The following is a 17,664-nucleotide window of genomic DNA, read 5'->3' as shown; positions in this document are numbered from 1 at the left end:
CAACTCAGAATTGAAGAAACCCGGTTTTTTTGACAAAGACAAACCCCGTTTCTGGAAACAAGCGATCGCCTTCCCAACCACCCAGGAGTCACATATTCCTGTAGGGGCGGGTTCAACAGCCTATATTCTTCTTCACCAGCAGCGATATAAACCCGCCCCGTTTTTTGACAAACCCCGTTTCTGGAAACAAGCGATCGCCTTCCCAACCACCCAGGGGTCACATATTCCTGTAGGGGCGGGTTCAACAGCCTATATTCTTCTTCACCAGCAGCGATATAAACCCGCCCCGTTTTTTGACAAACCCCGTTTCTGGAAACAAGCGATCGCCTTCCCAACCACCCAGGGGTCACATATTCCTGTAGGGGCGGGTTCAACAGCCTATATTCTTCTTCACCAGCAGCGATATAAACCCGCCCCGTTTTTTGAAAAACCCCGTTTCTGGAAACAAGCGATCGCCTTCCCAACCACCCAGGGGTCACATATTCCTGTAGGGGCGGGTTCAACAGCCTATATTCTTCTTCACCAGCAGCGATATAAACCCGCCCCGTTTTTTGAAAAAACCGGGTTTCTGGAAACAAGCGATCGCCTTAATCAAAGCCTTAATCAAATTGGACTCAGCACCAACCCCGTCCCAAAAGATGAAAACTGACAAACTATTTTATCGCATTTTTCTATGGCAACCGGAACTGATTGCTGAGTTAGTTCCTGGCATTCCCATGGACTGCCAATTTGATTATAGCGCTCCGGTGGTCAAAGAACAGGAACAGCGTATTGATGGCTTATTTACCCCTGTGGGGGATGATAACCCAGATTTGCCCTTGGTGTTCGTGGAAGCGCAAATGCAGCCTGATAGGGGATTCTACGGTCGCTTTTTTCGGGAAGTGTTTATGTATCTGGGACAATATGAGGTGAGCCGACCTTGGCGGGGGCTATTGATTTTCTCCAGTCGCAGCCAGGGGTTTGGGGTGGAGACTCCCTATCGCCTGCTATTAGATAATTTGGTGGAAAGGCTTTATCTCGAAGACTTGATTGGTCGGTCGGATTTGAGTCCGAATTTGGCGTTGTTGCGGTTGTTGGTATTGCCGGAGTCGGAAACCCCACAAAGCGCTCGTGATTTGTTGAATGTTGAGGCGAGTGAGGAGGTATTTCGGCGACGGTTGGATTTGGTAGAAAGTATACTGGTGAGTAAGTTTCCACAGTTGAGCTTGGAGGAGATACGGGAAATGTTGGATATTACCCAGGTTAGGCTTGAGGATACCCGGTTTTATCGGGATGTGTTGCAGAAGGGTCGCCAGGAAGCACAGACGGAGATGCTGTTGCGACAGTTAACCCGTCGCTGTGGTGAGTTGTCGGATATGCAACGGCAACAGGTGATATCTCTCAACTCGGGTCAAAAGGATGAGTTGGCGGAGGCTTTGTTAGATTTTCGGGGGATGGAGGATTTTCAGCACTGGTTGCAGGGGGGAGTCTAAACTCTTGGGAAACCGGGTTTCTGGGAACCGACAGCAGGTGGCGATCGCCTTCCCCAATACTCCCCAACGCGATCGCCTTCCCAATACTCTCCCACCCGATCGCCTTCCCCAAAACTCCCCAACGCGATCGCCTTCCCAATACTCCCCAACCCGATCGCCTTCCCAATACTCTCCCACCCGATCGCCTTCCCAATACTCTCCCACCCGATCGCCTTCCCCAATACTCCCCAACCCGATCGCCTTCCCCAATACTCTCCCACCCGATCGCCTTCCCAATACTCCCCAACGCGATCGCCTTCCCAATACTCCCCAACGCGATCGCCTTCCCAATACTCCCCAACGCGATCGCCTTCCCAAAACTCCCCAACGCGATCGCCTTCCCAATACTCCCCAACCCGATCGCCTTCCCAAAACTCCCCAACGCGATCGCCTTCCCCAATACTCTCTATCGCCTTCCCAAAACTCCCCAACGCGATCGCCTTCCCCAATACTCTCTATCGCCTTCCCAAAACTCCCCAACGCGATCGCCTTCCCAAAACTCTCTATCGCCTTCCCCAAAACTCCCCAACGCGATCGCCTTCCCAAAACTCTCTATCGCCTTCCCCAAAACTCCCCAAAGCGATCGCCTTCCCAATACTCCCCAACGCGATCGCCTTCCCAAATATCCCATGGGTGGGGTGGGTCAGATAACCCTGTAGGGGCGGGTTCAACAGCCCATATTCTGGTTCGCGATCAGCCATATAAACCCGCCCTACTTCCCCAACACCCCAGACGCAACATTGACTTACTGTTCCCCAAAAGTATTTGTCAAATATTTCGATTAATTTCTTGCATATCGCCGGAGCGTATGATATAATAGGCGATGGTTTGGTAATTAATCTCGTGTCCCCGTATGACCCAGACAGTCGGTAACTCTAGCCTGGAAACAGCCAATCAACTGCTCCAACAAGGAAAAATTCAAGAAGCCGTAGCTGAGTATCGCCGGGGTATTGAGTTAACGCCAGACCTCTCCTGGCATCACTACTATTTGGGAGAAGCCTTGACTCAGTTGGAAGACTGGGAAGGGGCTGTTCAGGCTTATCGACAAGCCATTTCTCTCGGTTCCAATTATCTCTGCTACTATCGCCTCGGCGTGGCTTTGGTGAAATTGGAACTTTGGGATGAGGCGATCGCCACCTTAAATCAGGGCTTGGAATTAAAGCCAGACTATTATAAGTTTTATTTGCCCCTCGGTCAAGCATTAGTTCACCAACAGCATGGGGAAGCAGCCATTGAAGCCTATGGGAAGGCTGTCGCCTTAAAGCCGGGGGTAGCAGAATTTAATTTACAGTTGGGGCACCTGTTGCGCCGCCAGGGACGGTTTACCGAAGCCGTCGGTTATTTGCAGCAGGCGGCCGATTTTCAGGGTGATGACCCCCAATTGCAGTTGGGTTTGGGGGTGGCTTTGGTGGAGGCGGGAACAGACCTACAGCGGGCTGAGGCGAGTTTGCGCCGGTCTCTGGAGTTACAACCTGACCAGGGGGAAGCCTATTTTTATCTGGGGAAACTCGAAGGGCTACGGGGGCGCTGGGATGAAGCCCTGGCTATGTATCGTCGCAGTTGGGAAATAAATCCCCAGGTGGGTGAGTGGGGTTTGGCTTTGGCCGAGGCTTTGGAGAAGTTGGGGCGGTGGTCGGAAGCGGTAGACCAGTATCGCCAAGTCGTCCTGGAGTTGGGAGAGTCCGGGGAGGCTTCCTTGGGTTTGGGACGGGCCCTGGTGCAGTTGGAACGTCCGGTTGAGGCCGTGGTGGAGTTGCGTCGGGCGGTCAAGTTGGGGGTTGATAGGCCGGAGGTGCATCGGCTTTGGGCTGGGGTGCTGGTGGAGTTGGGACGCTGGCCAGATGTGGTAGAGCAGTGGCAGTGGCTGCTGGAGCGGTATCCGGGGGCGGCGGATATGCGGCGGCGGTTGGCGTTGGCTTTGATGGGGTTGGGACGCTGGCCGGAAGCGGCGGCGCAATGGGGAGAATATTGGCGGGTGGCTCCGGGGTCGGGTCGGGGTTCAGTTATGGATTTTCGGCGGGAGTTGGGGACCTATGGGGAAATTGACCACCGCCAGGAGTTGAGTATTACGGGGGATTTGACGGTCGAGTTTTGGCTGTATTTGCGACGGTGGCCGGAGAGTTGGACGGATATTCTTGCTAAGAAGGAAAGTCTTGAGCGCAATGAGTTCTGTTTTCTGCTCAAGAATGGGAAGGTGGGTAAATGGTATTATGGCTATGGGAAAGAGTTGAAGAACCCGGTGAGTTGGGTTCCCCGAGAGGATATGAGGCTCCATGAGTGGGTTCATGTGGCTTGTGTGCGGAAGGTGGGGGAATACGGGCGGATTTATTTTGATGGGGTCCTCCGGCGAGAGGCGGATTGGAGCGGGGAGTCCGAGGCTGTGGGGACTGAGGCGACGGTGCGGTTGATGGCTCATTCTAATGGGAAGCGCTTTAATGATGGCAAGTTGTCTGAGTTGCGGATTTGGAATCGTGCCCGGAGTGCGGATGAGATTCGCCAGGGGATGTATGAGGCTTTGACGGGAGATGAACCGGGGCTGGTGGGGGTTTGGCATGGCTCCGATGAAGGGGTTTTGGTGGATGCGGTGGGTCATCATCAGGGGCGATCGGTGATGGCGGATGCTGGGAAGGAGCGCCTGCGGGTGGGGGTCTGTGGTTGGGAGTTGTCCCACAATGCTGCCGGGCGTGCCTATACTTTGGCGCAGTTGTATGGGGGTTGGGCTGAGGTGGAGTTGATTGGCTGTCTGTTTCCTCGGTACGGGGGGCAGGTGTGGGAGCCGATTCGGGGAACCCAGATTCCTTGTCATACGGTGACGGTAGCGGATGAGGGGCGGTTTGTGGAGCAGGCTTTGGGTCTGGTTTTGGCTCATCCCTATGAGGTGGTGCATCTGTCGAAGCCTCGGATACCGAATATAGTTTTGGGGCTTTTGTATAAGCTGGTCTGGGGTGCGCGGGTGATTGTGGATATTGATGATGAGGAGTTGGCTTTTGTTAAGGCATCAGAACCTGTAAATTGGCGGGAGTTCCTGGGGTCTGGGGAACAGTTGCCGAAATGGAAGCATTTGGATGGTCAGAAGTGGACTCGCATCGCGGTGGGGCTGGCGCAGGAGTTCGATGGGGTGACGGTCTCGAATCCGGCTCTACAGGAGCGTTATGGCGGGGTGGTGATTCGTCATGCACGGGATGAGGGGCGGTTTGTGCCTTCCTCCGAAGGGCGGCGGCAGAGTCGGGAAAGGTTGGGTATTGCTCCAGATAAGAAGGTGGTGCTGTTTTTTGGGACTCCGAGAAGCTATAAGGGTCTGGTAGCGACGGCTCGTGCTTTGGCGAGTTTGGGGCGACAGGATGTAGTATTTGCGATTATTGGCGATTTTACTGATGGGGGTCTGAAGGAGAAGTTACAGGGGATTTCTGGGGTGGACTATGTGTTTGTGGGGAACCAGCCCTTTGAGTCTATCCCGGATGTGGTGGCGGCGGGAGATATTTGTGTACTGTTGCAGGATGTGGCTTCTGAGGTGTCGCAGTACCAAATTCCGGCGAAGTTATCGGATGCTTTGGGAATGGGGTTGGTGGTGTTGCTGTCGGAGACGGCGGCGGTGGCCGATGTGATTGAGTCGGGGGCTGTGGTTCCGGTGGCTGAGGGGAATTTAGCCGAGGCTTTGGGTCGGCTACTGTCGGAACCGGCGGAGATGAAAAGGCTGGGGGCTTTGGGTCGGGAGTTGTTGGCGGCGGAGTTTGGTTTTGAGGTGAATATATCCCGGTTGGCTGGGGTTGTGGAGGGGGTTCGGGATTCGGCCGGCTTTTTGTCAGAGGGGTTTGATTTGCTGTGGGCTGGGTTCCCTGCTGTTGGGTCGGTTTGGTCGAGTTTAGTAAGTCATAAGACAATCACTAAGGGTAAAAAGATTATTGTTTATACTTGTAACTTTGGCAATTATGAGTCGGTGAAGGAACCCCTGGCTGTTGACCCTAGGGTTGAGTATATTCTGTTTACTGACCGGAAAGATATTAAATCACAAACCTGGAAGGTTGTTCAGATTAACGATTTTTCAGAAAATCCGAGACGAGCTTCAAGATTGCCCAAAATTTTGCCACACAAGTATTTACCCCAGCATGATATCAGCGTTTATATTGACTCTAGCCTGGAACTCAAAACACCTGATGTCCTGAAAATGGTGGAAGAATGTATGGAAGGTCATGATATTGCCCTTTATAAACATTACAAGCGCAACTGTGTTTATGATGAAATTCATTATGTCATGAATTCCAAAGATAGAGTTGTTTATAATCGTGATCTTTGTCAAAAAGCATTAGAGAAATATGAATCTATCAACTATCCAAAAAATAATGGTTTATTTGAAAATGCCTTTATTTTTAGAACAAACACAACTAAAATAAAATACTTAAATGAGCTTTGGTGGAAAGAATACCAAGAAGGAACTGAGCGTGATCAATTCACTTTGATGTATGCTTTATTTTTAACAGAAATCAAGCCTAATACCATTAAGGTTGGGCATCAATTCAGAGATAATAAATATGTTAATTTTTATAGTCATGTTTACAGACCATTGGATGGTATTTATTCAGAAAATTTAGACACCAAAAAATTGGTTAATACGATGGAAGAAAACAAATATGATAGAATTGTTAGAGCAATTTCTAGTAATAGAATAAAAGTAGTATCATTTGATATATTTGATACTTTGTTAACGAGACGGTGTTTGGAGCCTCAAGATCTATTCTTATATTTAGCAGAGGATCGAACTGTTAAAACAATTTTGAATAAAATAGATTTTTCATTTTATAGAGTTTTGGCTGAAAATTCGGTACGTGAACGATTGAAAAAACAAATGCTTAATCAAGATCCTACAATTGATAATATTTATGAAGAATTAGGTGCTGTGTTATGTTTATCAGTTAAAGAGATAGATAAATTAAAACAAATTGAGATAGATACAGAATTACAATTTATTAGTAGACGAGATTCTGTAGGGAGGCTTTATGAATATACAAAGAGAATCGGAAAAGAGCTGATACTCTGCTCAGATATGTACTTACCACGCAGTGTTATTATAGAAATGCTAACCAAATGTGGATATGAACCTCCTTTTAATTTGTACCTTTCTTGTGAGTCAAACGCCACTAAAAAACACGGTACTATTTTCCCTGTAGTAGCCAGACAACTTAATGTAGAAATAGGTTCCATTCTGCATATCGGTGATAATTTAAATTCTGATATTAAAATGCCAGAATCTGTTGGTTGCAAGGCTATGCGAATTAATGACTACAGGAAGATTTTATTAAATTCTTTGCCTAATACTTTAATCGGAATTATACCACCATTTCCAAAAATCAAAGACATTAAAAGCCAGCCAACTAGATATAATTATGCTCTAATTTTAGAACGTTTATTTGCTGACAGTTTAGAGGGCGTAGCCAACCTTGAAAATGCATCTAATTTTGGGTATACCGTACTCGGACCATTCGTTCTTTCTTTGGTTTTATGGCTGAGGAGGGTTTCTGAACAAAAAGGTATTCAAAAAGTAGCTTGGCTTGCACGAGATGGATATTTGCCATTGCAAGTTTGCAAGCTTGTAGATTCCGTAGCTGGTAAAAAATATAAATCAATTTATTTACCTATCTCTCGAAAAGTTTTATTTCCTTATTTTTTACAACTACAGGGGGGTATTGAGTCTATACTAGAAATTGGTTACACACATGAGTTGACCGTTGAAAAATTTGTCTATGAAAGGTTTGGGAAAATTGGTTTAAATATTATTCAAAATTCAGTAGGTAAACATTTTGAGATTGTTTTATCGAGTCTCATGATAGAGCATCATGAATATGTCTTTTCATTGTTGCGTAATAATGTTGATTATTTAAAAAATGAAACCGAATCTCAGTATAACAACCTGATAAACTATTATCGTGAAGCATTAGGTAATAGTGCTCGTACTGCACTGTTTGATGTTGGGCGTAAAGGAACATTTCAGTCAGCATTATCTCAAATTACTGGTTTATCTATTCATGGTTTCTATATTATCAATAATTATGAAATTTATAAAAATGCGCCTGGACGGACTTTTGATTCTTATTTAGGCATGATTGATAAATTTGCTAGAAGCCATAATCCTGATACCATTCTTTATGAAGCTTTTCTTTCTGAAAAAGGAGCATCTTTTGTAGGATTTGATTCAATCGGAAATCCTTTGCGTGAATCTAAAAATGAGTTAGATAGGTCAATCAATCAAATATTTTTCGATGATTTACATAAGGGTGCACTTGATTTTGTCAAAGATGCAGCCAAAACATTTGGTGAACGCATTATCGATCTTGAACAGGAAAGCTTTTACTCATCTTACGGTTTGGAAAATTGGATGCACAATGAGTCGGTGAAAAAAATGCTGGCTAATGTACCTCATGAGGATCCGGTATCAACGTTAAATCCACGCACATTTTCAGAGAAAAGTTTCAAAATTACCCAAATTGATCCTTACTTTGCTTTTGCTCAAAAATCACATCGCAAACGTATAATGATATACTGTCCTGCTATCAGCCGTATACGTGGTGGTGCTGAACGTATAGCGGCTCGTGTAGCTAATTACCTAATTGTAAATGGCTATGAGGTTCTAATTTTTAGCTCTGGCAATCGTCATATCAAGCCTCATCCTGTTTATCCTCTTTCCCCTGGTGTAATAGTGCGTAATGTGGACGTTCGTAATGTTGAAGTTATGAGTCAATTAGTAAAATCCTATTCTCCTTCAGCAGCATTAGTATTAGCATCTGGCTCTGTTTTAGTTCGTATCTCTCAGGCTTTCTTAAATAATCAAGTACCATATATGTTATCAGAAAGAGCAAGTCCTGTTTTCTCTATGGATACATACTGGAAAGGTTTTAATATTGAGGATTATTATGCAGTCTATATGGCAGCTACTATGGTTTCTGTTCAATTTGAGTCTTTCAAAACATTTTTTCCTCATCAACTTCGTGATCGGATTGTAGTTCTTCCTAACCCAATTCAGATTCCTGAAAAAACTAAAGTTGTGCGAGAAAAAGTAATCCTTTGTGTAGCTCGAATCTGGTTTCAACAAAAAAGACAAGATATTTTACTTAAAGCTTTTGCTAAAGCCTCATTTGGTCGAGATGATTGGAAACTGAAGTTTTTTGGACATGAATATCATAATGATGGTAGTAAACTAAAGAATTTGTCTGAGGAGTTAGGTATTACCGATAAAATTGAAATAAATGGCTCTATCACCAATATTGATATGCAATTTGCTAAATCTTCTATTTTTGTATTGCCATCTGCTTTTGAGGGTTTTCCCAACTCTCTTGCTGAAGCTTTGGCATCTGGGATACCATCTATTGGATTTAAATCTTGCCCTGGTGTGAATGAGTTGATTGTTGATCAACGTAATGGCTTGTTAATTGATGATGTTGATTTATGGCAAATTAACGCAGAGAATAAAGTAATCCCGACAGTGGAGGATAAAGCGATTAACGAGATTCTTGTTAATCGCTTATGTGAGAGTCTTACTTGGTTAATGGACGATGATATTTTTCGTAGCCGAGCTTCTAAGACGGCCATTCAAATGATCCAACCTTATCAAGCTGAACTGGTTTTAGAGCGTTGGCAAAATGCGGTTGAAGTTCTTTGCAAAATTTCAGGGTCATTGTCATTAAATCATAGAGTTAATTCTCTATAGAAAACATCGTTAAAGCTAAATTAGCATACAATAAAGGTAGACAGACAAGATGATAAGAAATAAATTACTTAGTAATATTTTTTTTGGTTCTGAATTGGAAAAACTAAAATATGGAACTGTTTCAACAGCATCTGCTTTGAAGAATTTAGTGCCTGAATTTAGTAACTTTGATGATCACGATTGGGAGGATGTCTGTGAAATTGTAAATGGTTTTTTCAAAAAGCGGTTTAAGGGCAGTTTTGGCGGACCGATTACAGCAGGCGATGCTTTTTTTATAGCTGCATATTTGACTGCGATTAAGCCTTCTTCTGTAATCGAGATTGGTTGCTGTTCTGGAGTGTCTTCAGCATTCATCTTGTATGCAGGGCACAAACTCGGTCTTGTGGAAGATGGTAGAATATTTTGCATAGTGTAGATTTGCTTCGTCTACACGGTGATGAAAAACATGAGGTAGGTAGAGTGGTCTCAATGAATTACCCCTCTTTAACAAAATATTGGAAGCTGAATGTTGAAGTAACAAGTCCTGAAATTGTCTTAAATTCATTTCAACTTAAGCATGAGATAATGGTAACAGAGCCTGGTTTAGCTTTTATCGATGCTAATCATATGCACCCATGGCCATGCATTGATACAATCTCAATCTCGCAGTTACTGCCGAAGGATTGCTGGATATTACTCCAAGACACGCAGGTAATGGAACGTTGGCTTGCAAATTGTGTCGAGTTTGGTGTTCCTTCACCCAAACCCTGTAGAGGCGTGAACCTAGTGACGACACTCTGGCCTGGGTCTAAAATTGTTGGCTGGGATATGTGCTATAATATGGGTGCTATCAAACTTGATGTTACTGATCAAGATATTCAAAAATTTGTAGAACAGGCGATTAAGTATCCGCTAGAAATAGGTCATAATCAAAGAGATGAGTGTATGAAATATATTTCTTTGTTAGAAACTATTAAGCAATAGAATTACATAGCATAGTAAGTAATTTTTTGTCCCCAACTTTAAGATACTCTAATACTTTATCGAATCAATTAATATGACACTCAAATTAGATGATGGTAGTTTGCTTTCCATACTTGCAAAAATAATTATTCCAACTGAGCGAGATGAAGCGTTAGCTTTGATGGGTGAATATGGCTTTGATGTTAATCAAATTAGGAATACACTAACTAACCCTCGATATAATGATAGAAATGTGGGAAGGCGAATGTCAGAGGTAAAAGCCATAATTGACGCCTATGTTCTGGATCATCGCTTTTGCTTTCTTAACCCCAACAGGTCAATGGAGCATTTGAAGGCACGACTAGCTGCTGCACCTGACATTTTTCCGCCCTCAAAAATAAGGGGCGCGAGTATCATAGATTTTGGAAGTGGCAGATTTGATATGTTGGGAATATCAATATTGTTATTTGCAAATATGGCCAGGCATATTTATGCAGTTGAAACGGCGAGACCTGATCGAAAACTCCCTTACCTTGCAGCGCTGGAGACTGCAAAGTTAATTCTATCCAAGCTTGAAAAGTATAAGCTGCTACCAATTGATTCTGAGGAGATGAAACGACGAGTCGCAACTATTGATTATGAAAAAATAGAGATAATATCGGCTGATGGCGTACCAGATAACGGTATTCATATCAATGAAGGGATAACAGTCCAAAAATCAATAGACGGTATTCAACAAAACAGCATTGATTTAATCATGTCTACGTCTGTTCTTGAGCACGTACGTGACTTTGAGCAAGTTATGCGACAGCAGTTTTCTTTATTAAAACCTGGAGGTGTGGCAATACATGCAGTTGATTTTACTGACCACAGACATGATCTCCCAGAATATCATCCCTTTATGTTTTATTACGATAACAAAAAAAAGGATGTTAATGGAATGAGGGATGTAGATATGATCAGAATATTTGATAATATTGGTTTTTCTGTCAAGACAACTCGTGTTTTCAAACTTGATGAAAAAGATATTGATGTTGAGAGATTAACTGCTCATTATAAGCGCTATCCTGTCAAGGATTTACTGACTAGGGGCGCTACATTTGTACTGTTACGCGAATAAATAATTTATCATTTATATTTAATCGCGAATATATTCTATATAGAAACAGTTCCACAATTGTGATAAACTATAACCTATATAAAGTCCTGCGATTGATATTAATTGATATCAGAATATTATCTCTTATTTTTTGATAGCCTACTTGCTTTTTGTGAACACTCATATCTTGACCATCCCAATTTTCTATCTCAATAAATTCTTGGAGTTTGCTGATTAATTTATCATGTCTTTCTTTCCGGATATTTACTTTATGCCAATGAAATTCGCAGTATAGTTTATCAATATGACGAACTGTTCTTTCTTGAACCATCTTTTCAAGGATGTCATATTCCGCACCTTCCACATCCAGTTTTAAAATAATTTTTTGGTATAACTGTGATACCTGAGAAATAAAAGCAGATAAATCGATACAATCAACAGTAATTACTGGGCAATTTTCATTAGTAACTTTTCCATGAAAATCAATTTTTTTCTCTGAGAGTAAAGAACTACCATCAGCATCTACAGGGTCAACTGTAAATTCAATTGTGCCATCGTATGTAAACACTGCCTTTTTAATTAACTTTGTGGGAATTTCTGTGTAATAATCCCATAAATCGGGGTTGGGTTCAAAACTAACACAATCATAGTTTAAATGACTCATTAAAAATTTGATAGCAGAACATCCATCATAGCCACCACAATCAATAAATAATGAGGATTTTCTGGGGTGATTTTTGCTATCTTTAATCCTCCAATTCCCGTTATCTGTATCATTAAGTAAACTGATATATTTGTCACCAAATAGCCTTTCTTTTTGACTGACTGCTTGACTTAATCTCTCATGCCCCCTATCATAACTAGGTTTTAAATCAACAGCCTTTTGTAAATACTTAACAGCCGCCTCCCAGTCCCCCAGTTGCGCTAAAGTGTCCCCCAAACTATAAAGCAAACAAGCCGAGTTAGGATTAATTTTTATACTTTGGGAATAAGCAGCAACAGCCTCGTCTAAATTCCCCTGTTTAGCCAAAGCATCCCCCAAGCCATGATAAGCCCAAGCAAAATGGGGGTTAATTTCTATTACCTGATGATAAATTTTGATAGCATCATTGAACTTTTGCACTCGCTTAAACTGGTTAGCTTGTTTCAATAAATGGGAGGAATTTATACTTTTATCATTATTCATAACTATTGGAAATACAAAAGTTTTTGTAAATAAAAAATCAACCTATACGCATTTTGAAATTATAAAAAATATAGTTTCAAAGCCATCATTTATGGGAGATTTTAATACATTTTTAACTGTGTAGTTACCTTTACCCCACCGATTTATCAGAATAGGCATCACATTATGCTCTGCACCAAAAGGGTCTAATTCTGAGGTTGAATCAACTCCATGATATTTGGAGTGTTCAATAATACACACTCCATGCTTCGTCAGACAAGACATCCAAGCGTTCAAACATTTTTCAGGGTCGTAGGAATGATCAAATGAGTTAGTGTAAATAAAATCAAAAAAATCTTGCCACTCTGGCTTTATTTTGTGGAAATCCCATTGGATAGTATGTGGGAATTGTGATGCCGTACTTGATATTTCAGTCCCCATAACATCAGCATTTAAAAATTCACGGAACCAGGCTTGCTCTAATCCTCGTCTAGTACCATGACAAATTCCATAACTCACCTGTGCCAACTCCTCCTGAATATATTGAGATAAAAACTGAATATTCTCTTTTTTGACCCATACCTTATTTAATTTACGTTGATTTCCAGCTTCTTGAACTCGAGCATAGAGATTATAATCAAATTCTCCGCGATCATCCAGATACCTGTAAAGAACATATTCATTCCTGTTTGATAGAGTTTTTTGCGTTTTGACTATTCCCAGGTATTTGTGATCTGCTTGTGAAGGAGCATTTGAATCTTTTGGGAAATTCGGTTTGGGATTTTTGCCAACCTCATAATCTTTATATATTATTATTTTATATTTATTATTTATCTTGATTTGGGGGTTTATATCGACCGCCTTGTGTAAATACTCAACAGCCGCCTCTAAATCTCCCAGCTCCGCTAAAGCCTCCCCCAAACTATAAAATAGCCAAGCTGAGTTCGGATTAATTTTCAAGCCTTCAGAATAACAAGTAACAGCCTCTTCTAAATTGCCCTGTTTAGCCAAAGCATCCCCCAAGCCATGATAAGCCCAAGCAAAATGGGGGTTAATATCTATTACCTGGTGATAAAGAGCGATCGCCTCATCCAACTTCCCAGACCGTTTCAACTGATTCGCCTGTCTCAGCAACTCACCCGCACTCATTCCCTCACCACTCCTCATAACTAGCTGACCAACACATCCACCCCCTGACATATCCCAGCATTATACCCTATCACCAGACTGACGCAACTTGACAAACACCTACCGAGCGATTCTCGGAAGTGCGATCGCCTATCGCCTCGGAAGTGCATTCCCGTAGCCTCTCGGAAGTGCGATCGCATCTTACCAGAAAGCGATCGCATAGTGGAAAGTGGCTAAAATGGATGATTGAGACACCTGAGAGGAACCCCCATGACCACCAATGCTGACGATGTTTGGAGGCTGCTGGCGGAACTGGCAGAAGCCCAGAAAGAAACCGAACGCCAATTTCAAGAAACCCGGCAACTCCTCCAGGAACAATCCCAAGAAAGCGATCGCCGCTTCCGGGAACAATCCGAAGAAAGCGATCGCCGCTTCCGGGAAACCGAACGAATCATCAAACAACAGAATGAAAAACTCAACCAGGAATTAGGCAAATTGGGAAACCGCCTCGGAGAATTTGTCGAATGCCCAGGACGCCCCGCCGCCGTCCAACTGTTTCAAAAAAGGGGAATTGCTGTCAATGAATTTCACGGCGACCTCTCGGTTAAACGCTTTGGAGAAGCCCTAGAAATTGATTTGCTCGTCGTCAACAGCGACCAAGCCATATTAGTCGAAGTCAAAAGCAAACTCAGCCAAACCGACATCGACGAACACCTGGAAAGACTCGAAAAATTCAAGCGGTTAATGCCCCGTTATAGTGATGTCAAAGCCATGGGAGCCGTCGCCGGAATGGTCGTCCCCGAAGAAGTCGCCCGCTATGGCTACCGTCGCGGCTTATTTGTGTTGGCACAGTCAGGAGATAGCGTCGTGATTTTAAATGATGATAAATTCCGTCCCCGGCAATGGTAAATTACAGCCAGAGTTGGCGTTCGCCTACCCTCTGGGAAGTGCGACCTATCGCCTACCTCAGAAGTGCGATCGCGCAGCGTGCCCGTAGGGCGTATCGCCTACCCTCTCGGAAGTGCGACCTATCGCCTACTCTCTGGGAAGTGCGTTCGCGCAGCGTGCCCGTAGGGCGTATCGCCTAGCCTCTCGGAAGTGCGATCGCATCTTACCAGAAAGCGATCGCATAGTGGAAAGTGGCTAAAATGGATGATTGAAATCACCCAGAGGACAACCCCCATGACCACCAATGCTGACGATGTTTGGAGGCTGCTAGGAGAACTCATAGAAGCCCAAAAGGAAACTGAACGACTCCTCAAAGAACAATCCCAAGAAAGCGATCGCCGCTTCCGGGAACAGTCCCAAGAAAGCGATTCTCGTTCCGAGACGCTGCGCGAACGCCGCTTCCGGGAAACCGAACGAATCATCAAACAACAGAATGAAAAACTCAACCAGGAATTAGGCAAATTGGGAAACCGCCTCGGAGAATTTGTCGAATGGCAGGTACGCCCCGCCGCCGTCCAACTATTTCAAAAAAGGGGAATTGCTGTCAATGAATTTCACGGCGACCTCTCGGTTAAACGCTTTGGAGAAGCCCTAGAAATTGATTTGCTCGTCGTCAACAGCGACCAAGCCATATTAGTGGAAGTCAAAAGCAAACTCAGCCAAACCGACATCGACGAACACCTGGAAAGACTCGAAAAATTCAAGCCGTTAATGCCCCGTTATAGTGATGTCAAAGCCATGGGAGCCGTCGCCGGAATGGTGGTTCCCGAAGAAGTCGCCCGCTATGGCTACCGTCGCGGCTTATTTGTGTTGGCACAGTCAGGAGATAGCGTGGTGATTTTAAATGATGATAAATTCCGTCCCCGCCAATGGTAAATTACAGCCAGAGTTGGCGTTCGCGTAGCGTGCCCGTAGGGCGTATCGCCTACATTCTCGGAAGTGCGACCTATCGCCTACTCTCTGGGAAGTGCGATCGCGTACGGTCGGAGTGCGAGGTATCGCGCAGCGTGCCCGTAGGGCGTATCGCCTACCCTTTCAGAAGTGCGATCGCGCTTCTGTGGGGACGGCTTCACCCGCTACATCACATCAAACACCTTCCGCGTCGTGTCCGGGTGCCGGAATGCGTTCGCGTAGCCTCGGAGTGCGACCTATCGCGCAGCCTCGGAGTGCGACCTATCGCGCGCAACGGGTGTCGTCAGCGATTCCGATGGGGGAATGAGAGCTGGGGGTTGAGAGGATGGGAGCCGATCAGAACGCGATCGTCCCACACTGTAACGATCGCCTTGTGGTATGATCGGAAACGAACAGGCTTCTTCTGGGTCAAAGTTTGAATAAAAATAGCGACCATTTTTTAGGATTGATGTCAACCATAAACGAGGAGGATAAAAATGAATCCAGTCATCATTTTTGAAGTGTATCAGGAAGAAGATGGCGGATTTGTAGCCGAATGTTTGACCGAGGATATCTTCACTCAGGGTGATGATTGGGAAGCGTTGCGAATCCATGTCAATGAAGCCGTCAAAGGCTATTATTTCGACCAACCTAGCTGTCCCAATGTCAAGCTACATCTAGTCAAAGAAGAAATCTTAGTCATCCAGTAGATCGATCCAAATTATCGATGAAAATCCCCAGAGATATTAAAGGGACTCATTTGGCAGACATTCTCTGTCGCCAATGGGATTATGAGGTTGTTCACCAACAGGGGAGCCACATTATTTTAGAAACAGAGTTGCCCCACCATCAAAGGATTAGCATTCCCAATCATAACCCTTTGCGACTGGGAACTCTCAATAGTATTTTACGATCAATTTCCCGACACAAAGGAGTCACTAAAACCGACATTATCAATACATTGTAAGTCACCCTCATTTGAGTTTAGATATCCCCACAACTCGGGCGATCGCTTAGAGTCTCAGAAGTGCGATCGCGCAGCGTGCCCGCCAGAAGTATCGCCTAGCCTTTCGGAAGTGCGACCTATCGCCTACATTCTCGGAAGTGCGTTCGCGCAGCGTGCCCGCCAGAAGTATCGCCTAGCCTTTCGGAAGTGCGATCGCATCTTACCAGAAAGCGATCGCATAGTGGAAAGTGGCTAAAATGGATGATTGAAATCACCCAGAGGACAACCCCCATGACCACCAATGCTGACGATGTTTGGAGGCTGCTAGGAGAACTCATAGAAGCCCAAAAGGAAACTGAACGACTCCTCAAAGAACAATCCCAAGAAAGCGATCGCCGCTTCCGGGAACAGTCCCAAGAAAGCGATCGCCGCTTCCGGGAAACCGAACGAATCATCAAACAACAGAATGAAAAACTCAACCAGGAATTAGGCAAATTGGGAAACCGCCTCGGAGAATTTGTCGAATGGCAGGTACGCCCCGCCGTCGTGCAACTGTTTCAAAAAAGGGGAATTGCTGTCAATGAATTTCACGGCGACCTCTCGGTTAAACGCTTTGGAGAAGCCCTAGAAATTGATTTGCTCGTCGTCAACAGCGACCAAGCCATATTAGTGGAAGTCAAAAGTAAACTCAGCCAAACCGACATCGACGAACACCTGGAAAGACTCGAAAAATTCAAGCGGTTAATGCCCCGTTATAGTGATGTCAAAGCCATGGGAGCCGTCGCCGGAATGGTGGTTCCCGAAGAAGTCGCCCGCTATGGCTACCGTCGCGGCTTATTTGTGTTGGCACAGTCAGGAGATAGCGTCGTGATTTTAAATGATGATAAATTCCGTCCCCGCCAATGGTAAATTACAGCCAGAGTTGGCGTTCGCGCAGCGTGCCCGTAGGGCGTATCGCGTAGCGTGCCCGCCAGAAGTATCGCCTACCCTCTCGGAAGCGCGTTCCCGTAGCCTCGGAGTGCGACGTATCGCCTACCCTCTCGGAAGTGCGACCTATCGCCTACCCTTTCAGAAATGCGATCGCGCTTCTGTGGGGACGGCTTCACCCGCTACATCACATCAAACACCTTCCGCGTCGTGTCCGGGTGCCGGAATGCGTTCGCGTAGCCTCGGAGTGCGACCTATCGCGCAGCCTCGGAGTGCGACCTATCGCGCGCAACGGGTGTCGTCAGCGATTCCGATGGGGGAATGAGAGCTGGGGGTTGAGAGGATGGGAGCCGATCAGAACGCGATCGTCCCACACTGTAACGATCGCCTTGTGGTATGATCGGAAAC

At 44.9% G+C, this 17,664-nt stretch carries 20 protein-coding genes; 14 read left to right on the top strand and 6 right to left on the bottom strand.

All coding sequences use genetic code 11. The features are described 5' to 3' along the window. Positions 1 to 10: 10 nt before the first annotated feature. Complete coding sequence (locus tag N39L_RS00305; protein WP_043467822.1) at positions 11 to 649, top strand: hypothetical protein; 639 nt, start codon at positions 11 to 13, stop codon at positions 647 to 649. Then, positions 639 to 1,472, top strand: coding sequence for a DUF2887 domain-containing protein (locus N39L_RS00300; protein ID WP_014273935.1), 834 nt, complete (start codon positions 639 to 641; stop codon positions 1,470 to 1,472). The genes N39L_RS00305 and N39L_RS00300 overlap by 11 nt, the downstream gene beginning before the upstream one ends. Here N39L_RS00300 and N39L_RS00295 read toward each other — a convergent pair. After that, positions 1,419 to 2,030 carry a hypothetical protein gene (locus tag N39L_RS00295; RefSeq protein ID WP_148261839.1) on the bottom strand — a complete coding sequence of 204 codons (612 nt, stop codon included), beginning with the start codon at positions 2,028 to 2,030 and terminating at the stop codon, positions 1,419 to 1,421. The two genes, N39L_RS00300 and N39L_RS00295, sit on opposite strands and share 54 nt — an antisense overlap. Then, the gene (locus N39L_RS00290) at positions 2,015 to 2,212 is read right to left on the bottom strand and encodes a hypothetical protein (protein WP_043467816.1); all 198 of its coding nucleotides are present in this window, start codon (positions 2,210 to 2,212) and stop codon (positions 2,015 to 2,017) included. The genes N39L_RS00295 and N39L_RS00290 overlap by 16 nt, the downstream gene beginning before the upstream one ends. A 152-nt stretch (positions 2,213 to 2,364) precedes the next feature. Here N39L_RS00290 and N39L_RS00285 point away from each other — a divergent pair, with 152 nt between their 5' ends. The 4 genes from N39L_RS00285 to N39L_RS00270 all read left to right on the top strand — a co-directional run bounded on the left by N39L_RS00285 (position 2,365) and on the right by N39L_RS00270 (position 11,272). Beyond that, entirely contained in the window at positions 2,365 to 9,210 is a 6,846-nt protein-coding gene (locus N39L_RS00285) for a tetratricopeptide repeat protein (protein WP_014273933.1), read from the top strand. 49 nt (positions 9,211 to 9,259) lie between these two features. Next, positions 9,260 to 9,625: an O-methyltransferase gene (locus N39L_RS00280; protein ID WP_014273932.1), complete on the top strand. Its 366-nt coding sequence runs from the start codon at positions 9,260 to 9,262 to the stop codon at positions 9,623 to 9,625. Positions 9,626 to 9,627: 2 nt separating this feature from the next. Continuing rightward, a complete protein-coding gene (locus N39L_RS00275) occupies positions 9,628 to 10,173 on the top strand; it encodes a hypothetical protein (protein WP_043467813.1) in 546 nt (181 codons plus the stop codon). 73 nt (positions 10,174 to 10,246) lie between these two features. Beyond that, on the top strand, positions 10,247 to 11,272 hold the full coding sequence (locus N39L_RS00270; protein ID WP_043467810.1) for a methyltransferase domain-containing protein: 1,026 nt from the start codon (positions 10,247 to 10,249) through the stop codon (positions 11,270 to 11,272). A gap of 67 nt (positions 11,273 to 11,339) precedes the next feature. Here the strand turns inward: N39L_RS00270 and N39L_RS00265 are convergent, their stop codons facing one another. The 3 genes from N39L_RS00265 to N39L_RS00255 all read right to left on the bottom strand — a co-directional run bounded on the left by N39L_RS00265 (position 11,340) and on the right by N39L_RS00255 (position 13,765). Beyond that, positions 11,340 to 12,437 (bottom strand): FkbM family methyltransferase, encoded by a 1,098-nt coding sequence (locus N39L_RS00265; RefSeq protein WP_014273930.1) that lies wholly within the window; start codon positions 12,435 to 12,437, stop codon positions 11,340 to 11,342. 42 nt (positions 12,438 to 12,479) lie between these two features. After that, positions 12,480 to 13,511 carry a tetratricopeptide repeat protein gene (locus tag N39L_RS00260; protein WP_231852062.1) on the bottom strand — a complete coding sequence of 344 codons (1,032 nt, stop codon included), beginning with the start codon at positions 13,509 to 13,511 and terminating at the stop codon, positions 12,480 to 12,482. A gap of 74 nt (positions 13,512 to 13,585) precedes the next feature. Beyond that, positions 13,586 to 13,765, bottom strand: a complete 180-nt coding sequence (locus N39L_RS00255; protein ID WP_148261838.1) for a hypothetical protein — start codon at positions 13,763 to 13,765, stop codon at positions 13,586 to 13,588. 49 nt (positions 13,766 to 13,814) lie between these two features. Between N39L_RS00255 and N39L_RS00250 the strand changes: the two genes are divergently transcribed. The 6 genes from N39L_RS00250 to N39L_RS00225 all read left to right on the top strand — a co-directional run bounded on the left by N39L_RS00250 (position 13,815) and on the right by N39L_RS00225 (position 16,350). Continuing rightward, positions 13,815 to 14,453, top strand: coding sequence for a hypothetical protein (locus N39L_RS00250; RefSeq protein ID WP_014273928.1), 639 nt, complete (start codon positions 13,815 to 13,817; stop codon positions 14,451 to 14,453). Next, entirely contained in the window at positions 14,447 to 14,632 is a 186-nt protein-coding gene (locus N39L_RS00245) for a hypothetical protein (RefSeq protein WP_148261837.1), read from the top strand. Before N39L_RS00250 ends, N39L_RS00245 begins: the two co-directional genes overlap by 7 nt. 94 nt (positions 14,633 to 14,726) lie before the next feature. Then, the gene (locus N39L_RS00240) at positions 14,727 to 15,368 is read left to right on the top strand and encodes a hypothetical protein (RefSeq protein WP_043468807.1); all 642 of its coding nucleotides are present in this window, start codon (positions 14,727 to 14,729) and stop codon (positions 15,366 to 15,368) included. 91 nt (positions 15,369 to 15,459) lie between these two features. Beyond that, positions 15,460 to 15,711 carry a hypothetical protein gene (locus N39L_RS00235; protein ID WP_148261836.1) on the top strand — a complete coding sequence of 84 codons (252 nt, stop codon included), beginning with the start codon at positions 15,460 to 15,462 and terminating at the stop codon, positions 15,709 to 15,711. 169 nt (positions 15,712 to 15,880) lie between these two features. Continuing rightward, entirely contained in the window at positions 15,881 to 16,093 is a 213-nt protein-coding gene (locus N39L_RS00230) for a hypothetical protein (RefSeq protein WP_006615910.1), read from the top strand. A gap of 17 nt (positions 16,094 to 16,110) precedes the next feature. Beyond that, a complete protein-coding gene (locus tag N39L_RS00225; protein ID WP_006615911.1) occupies positions 16,111 to 16,350 on the top strand; it encodes a type II toxin-antitoxin system HicA family toxin in 240 nt (79 codons plus the stop codon). A gap of 116 nt (positions 16,351 to 16,466) precedes the next feature. Here the strand turns inward: N39L_RS00225 and N39L_RS00220 are convergent, their stop codons facing one another. Further along, positions 16,467 to 16,604 (bottom strand): hypothetical protein, encoded by a 138-nt coding sequence (locus N39L_RS00220; protein ID WP_158307535.1) that lies wholly within the window; start codon positions 16,602 to 16,604, stop codon positions 16,467 to 16,469. A 16-nt stretch (positions 16,605 to 16,620) separates the two neighbouring features. On the opposite strand from N39L_RS00220, the gene N39L_RS00215 reads away from it, so the two are divergent. Beyond that, positions 16,621 to 17,238, top strand: a complete 618-nt coding sequence (locus N39L_RS00215) for a hypothetical protein (protein ID WP_035735168.1) — start codon at positions 16,621 to 16,623, stop codon at positions 17,236 to 17,238. Then, on the top strand, positions 17,207 to 17,581 hold the full coding sequence (locus N39L_RS00210) for a hypothetical protein (RefSeq protein WP_148261835.1): 375 nt from the start codon (positions 17,207 to 17,209) through the stop codon (positions 17,579 to 17,581). Before N39L_RS00215 ends, N39L_RS00210 begins: the two co-directional genes overlap by 32 nt. The last annotated feature ends 83 nt before the right edge of the window (positions 17,582 to 17,664 follow it).

The sequence above is a fragment of the Limnospira platensis NIES-39 genome (genome assembly GCF_026000695.1).
Taxonomy (GTDB): domain Bacteria; phylum Cyanobacteriota; class Cyanobacteriia; order Cyanobacteriales; family Microcoleaceae; genus Limnospira; species Limnospira platensis.
The sequence above is the reverse complement of the archived record's forward strand: the minus strand, read 5'-3'. Positions and strand labels throughout refer to the sequence as shown.

What these genes read in the sequence shown, in the direction of transcription:
- N39L_RS00300 (WP_014273935.1), top strand. Translation starts at nt 639, where the DNA reads ATGAAAACTGACAAACTATTTTATCGCATTTTTCTATGGCAACCGGAA.
- N39L_RS00290 (WP_043467816.1), bottom strand. Translation starts at nt 2,212, where the DNA reads ATGGCTGATCGCGAACCAGAATATGGGCTGTTGAACCCGCCCCTACAG.
- N39L_RS00285 (WP_014273933.1), top strand. Translation starts at nt 2,365, where the DNA reads ATGACCCAGACAGTCGGTAACTCTAGCCTGGAAACAGCCAATCAACTG.
- N39L_RS00280 (WP_014273932.1), top strand. Translation starts at nt 9,260, where the DNA reads ATGATAAGAAATAAATTACTTAGTAATATTTTTTTTGGTTCTGAATTG.
- N39L_RS00270 (WP_043467810.1), top strand. Translation starts at nt 10,247, where the DNA reads ATGACACTCAAATTAGATGATGGTAGTTTGCTTTCCATACTTGCAAAA.
- N39L_RS00265 (WP_014273930.1), bottom strand. Translation starts at nt 12,437, where the DNA reads ATGAATAATGATAAAAGTATAAATTCCTCCCATTTATTGAAACAAGCT.
- N39L_RS00255 (WP_148261838.1), bottom strand. Translation starts at nt 13,765, where the DNA reads ATGCGATCGCTTTCTGGTAAGATGCGATCGCACTTCCGAGAGGCTACG.
- N39L_RS00250 (WP_014273928.1), top strand. Translation starts at nt 13,815, where the DNA reads ATGACCACCAATGCTGACGATGTTTGGAGGCTGCTGGCGGAACTGGCA.
- N39L_RS00245 (WP_148261837.1), top strand. Translation starts at nt 14,447, where the DNA reads ATGGTAAATTACAGCCAGAGTTGGCGTTCGCCTACCCTCTGGGAAGTG.
- N39L_RS00240 (WP_043468807.1), top strand. Translation starts at nt 14,727, where the DNA reads ATGACCACCAATGCTGACGATGTTTGGAGGCTGCTAGGAGAACTCATA.
- N39L_RS00230 (WP_006615910.1), top strand. Translation starts at nt 15,881, where the DNA reads ATGAATCCAGTCATCATTTTTGAAGTGTATCAGGAAGAAGATGGCGGA.
- N39L_RS00225 (WP_006615911.1), top strand. Translation starts at nt 16,111, where the DNA reads ATGAAAATCCCCAGAGATATTAAAGGGACTCATTTGGCAGACATTCTC.
- N39L_RS00215 (WP_035735168.1), top strand. Translation starts at nt 16,621, where the DNA reads ATGACCACCAATGCTGACGATGTTTGGAGGCTGCTAGGAGAACTCATA.
- N39L_RS00210 (WP_148261835.1), top strand. Translation starts at nt 17,207, where the DNA reads ATGATGATAAATTCCGTCCCCGCCAATGGTAAATTACAGCCAGAGTTG.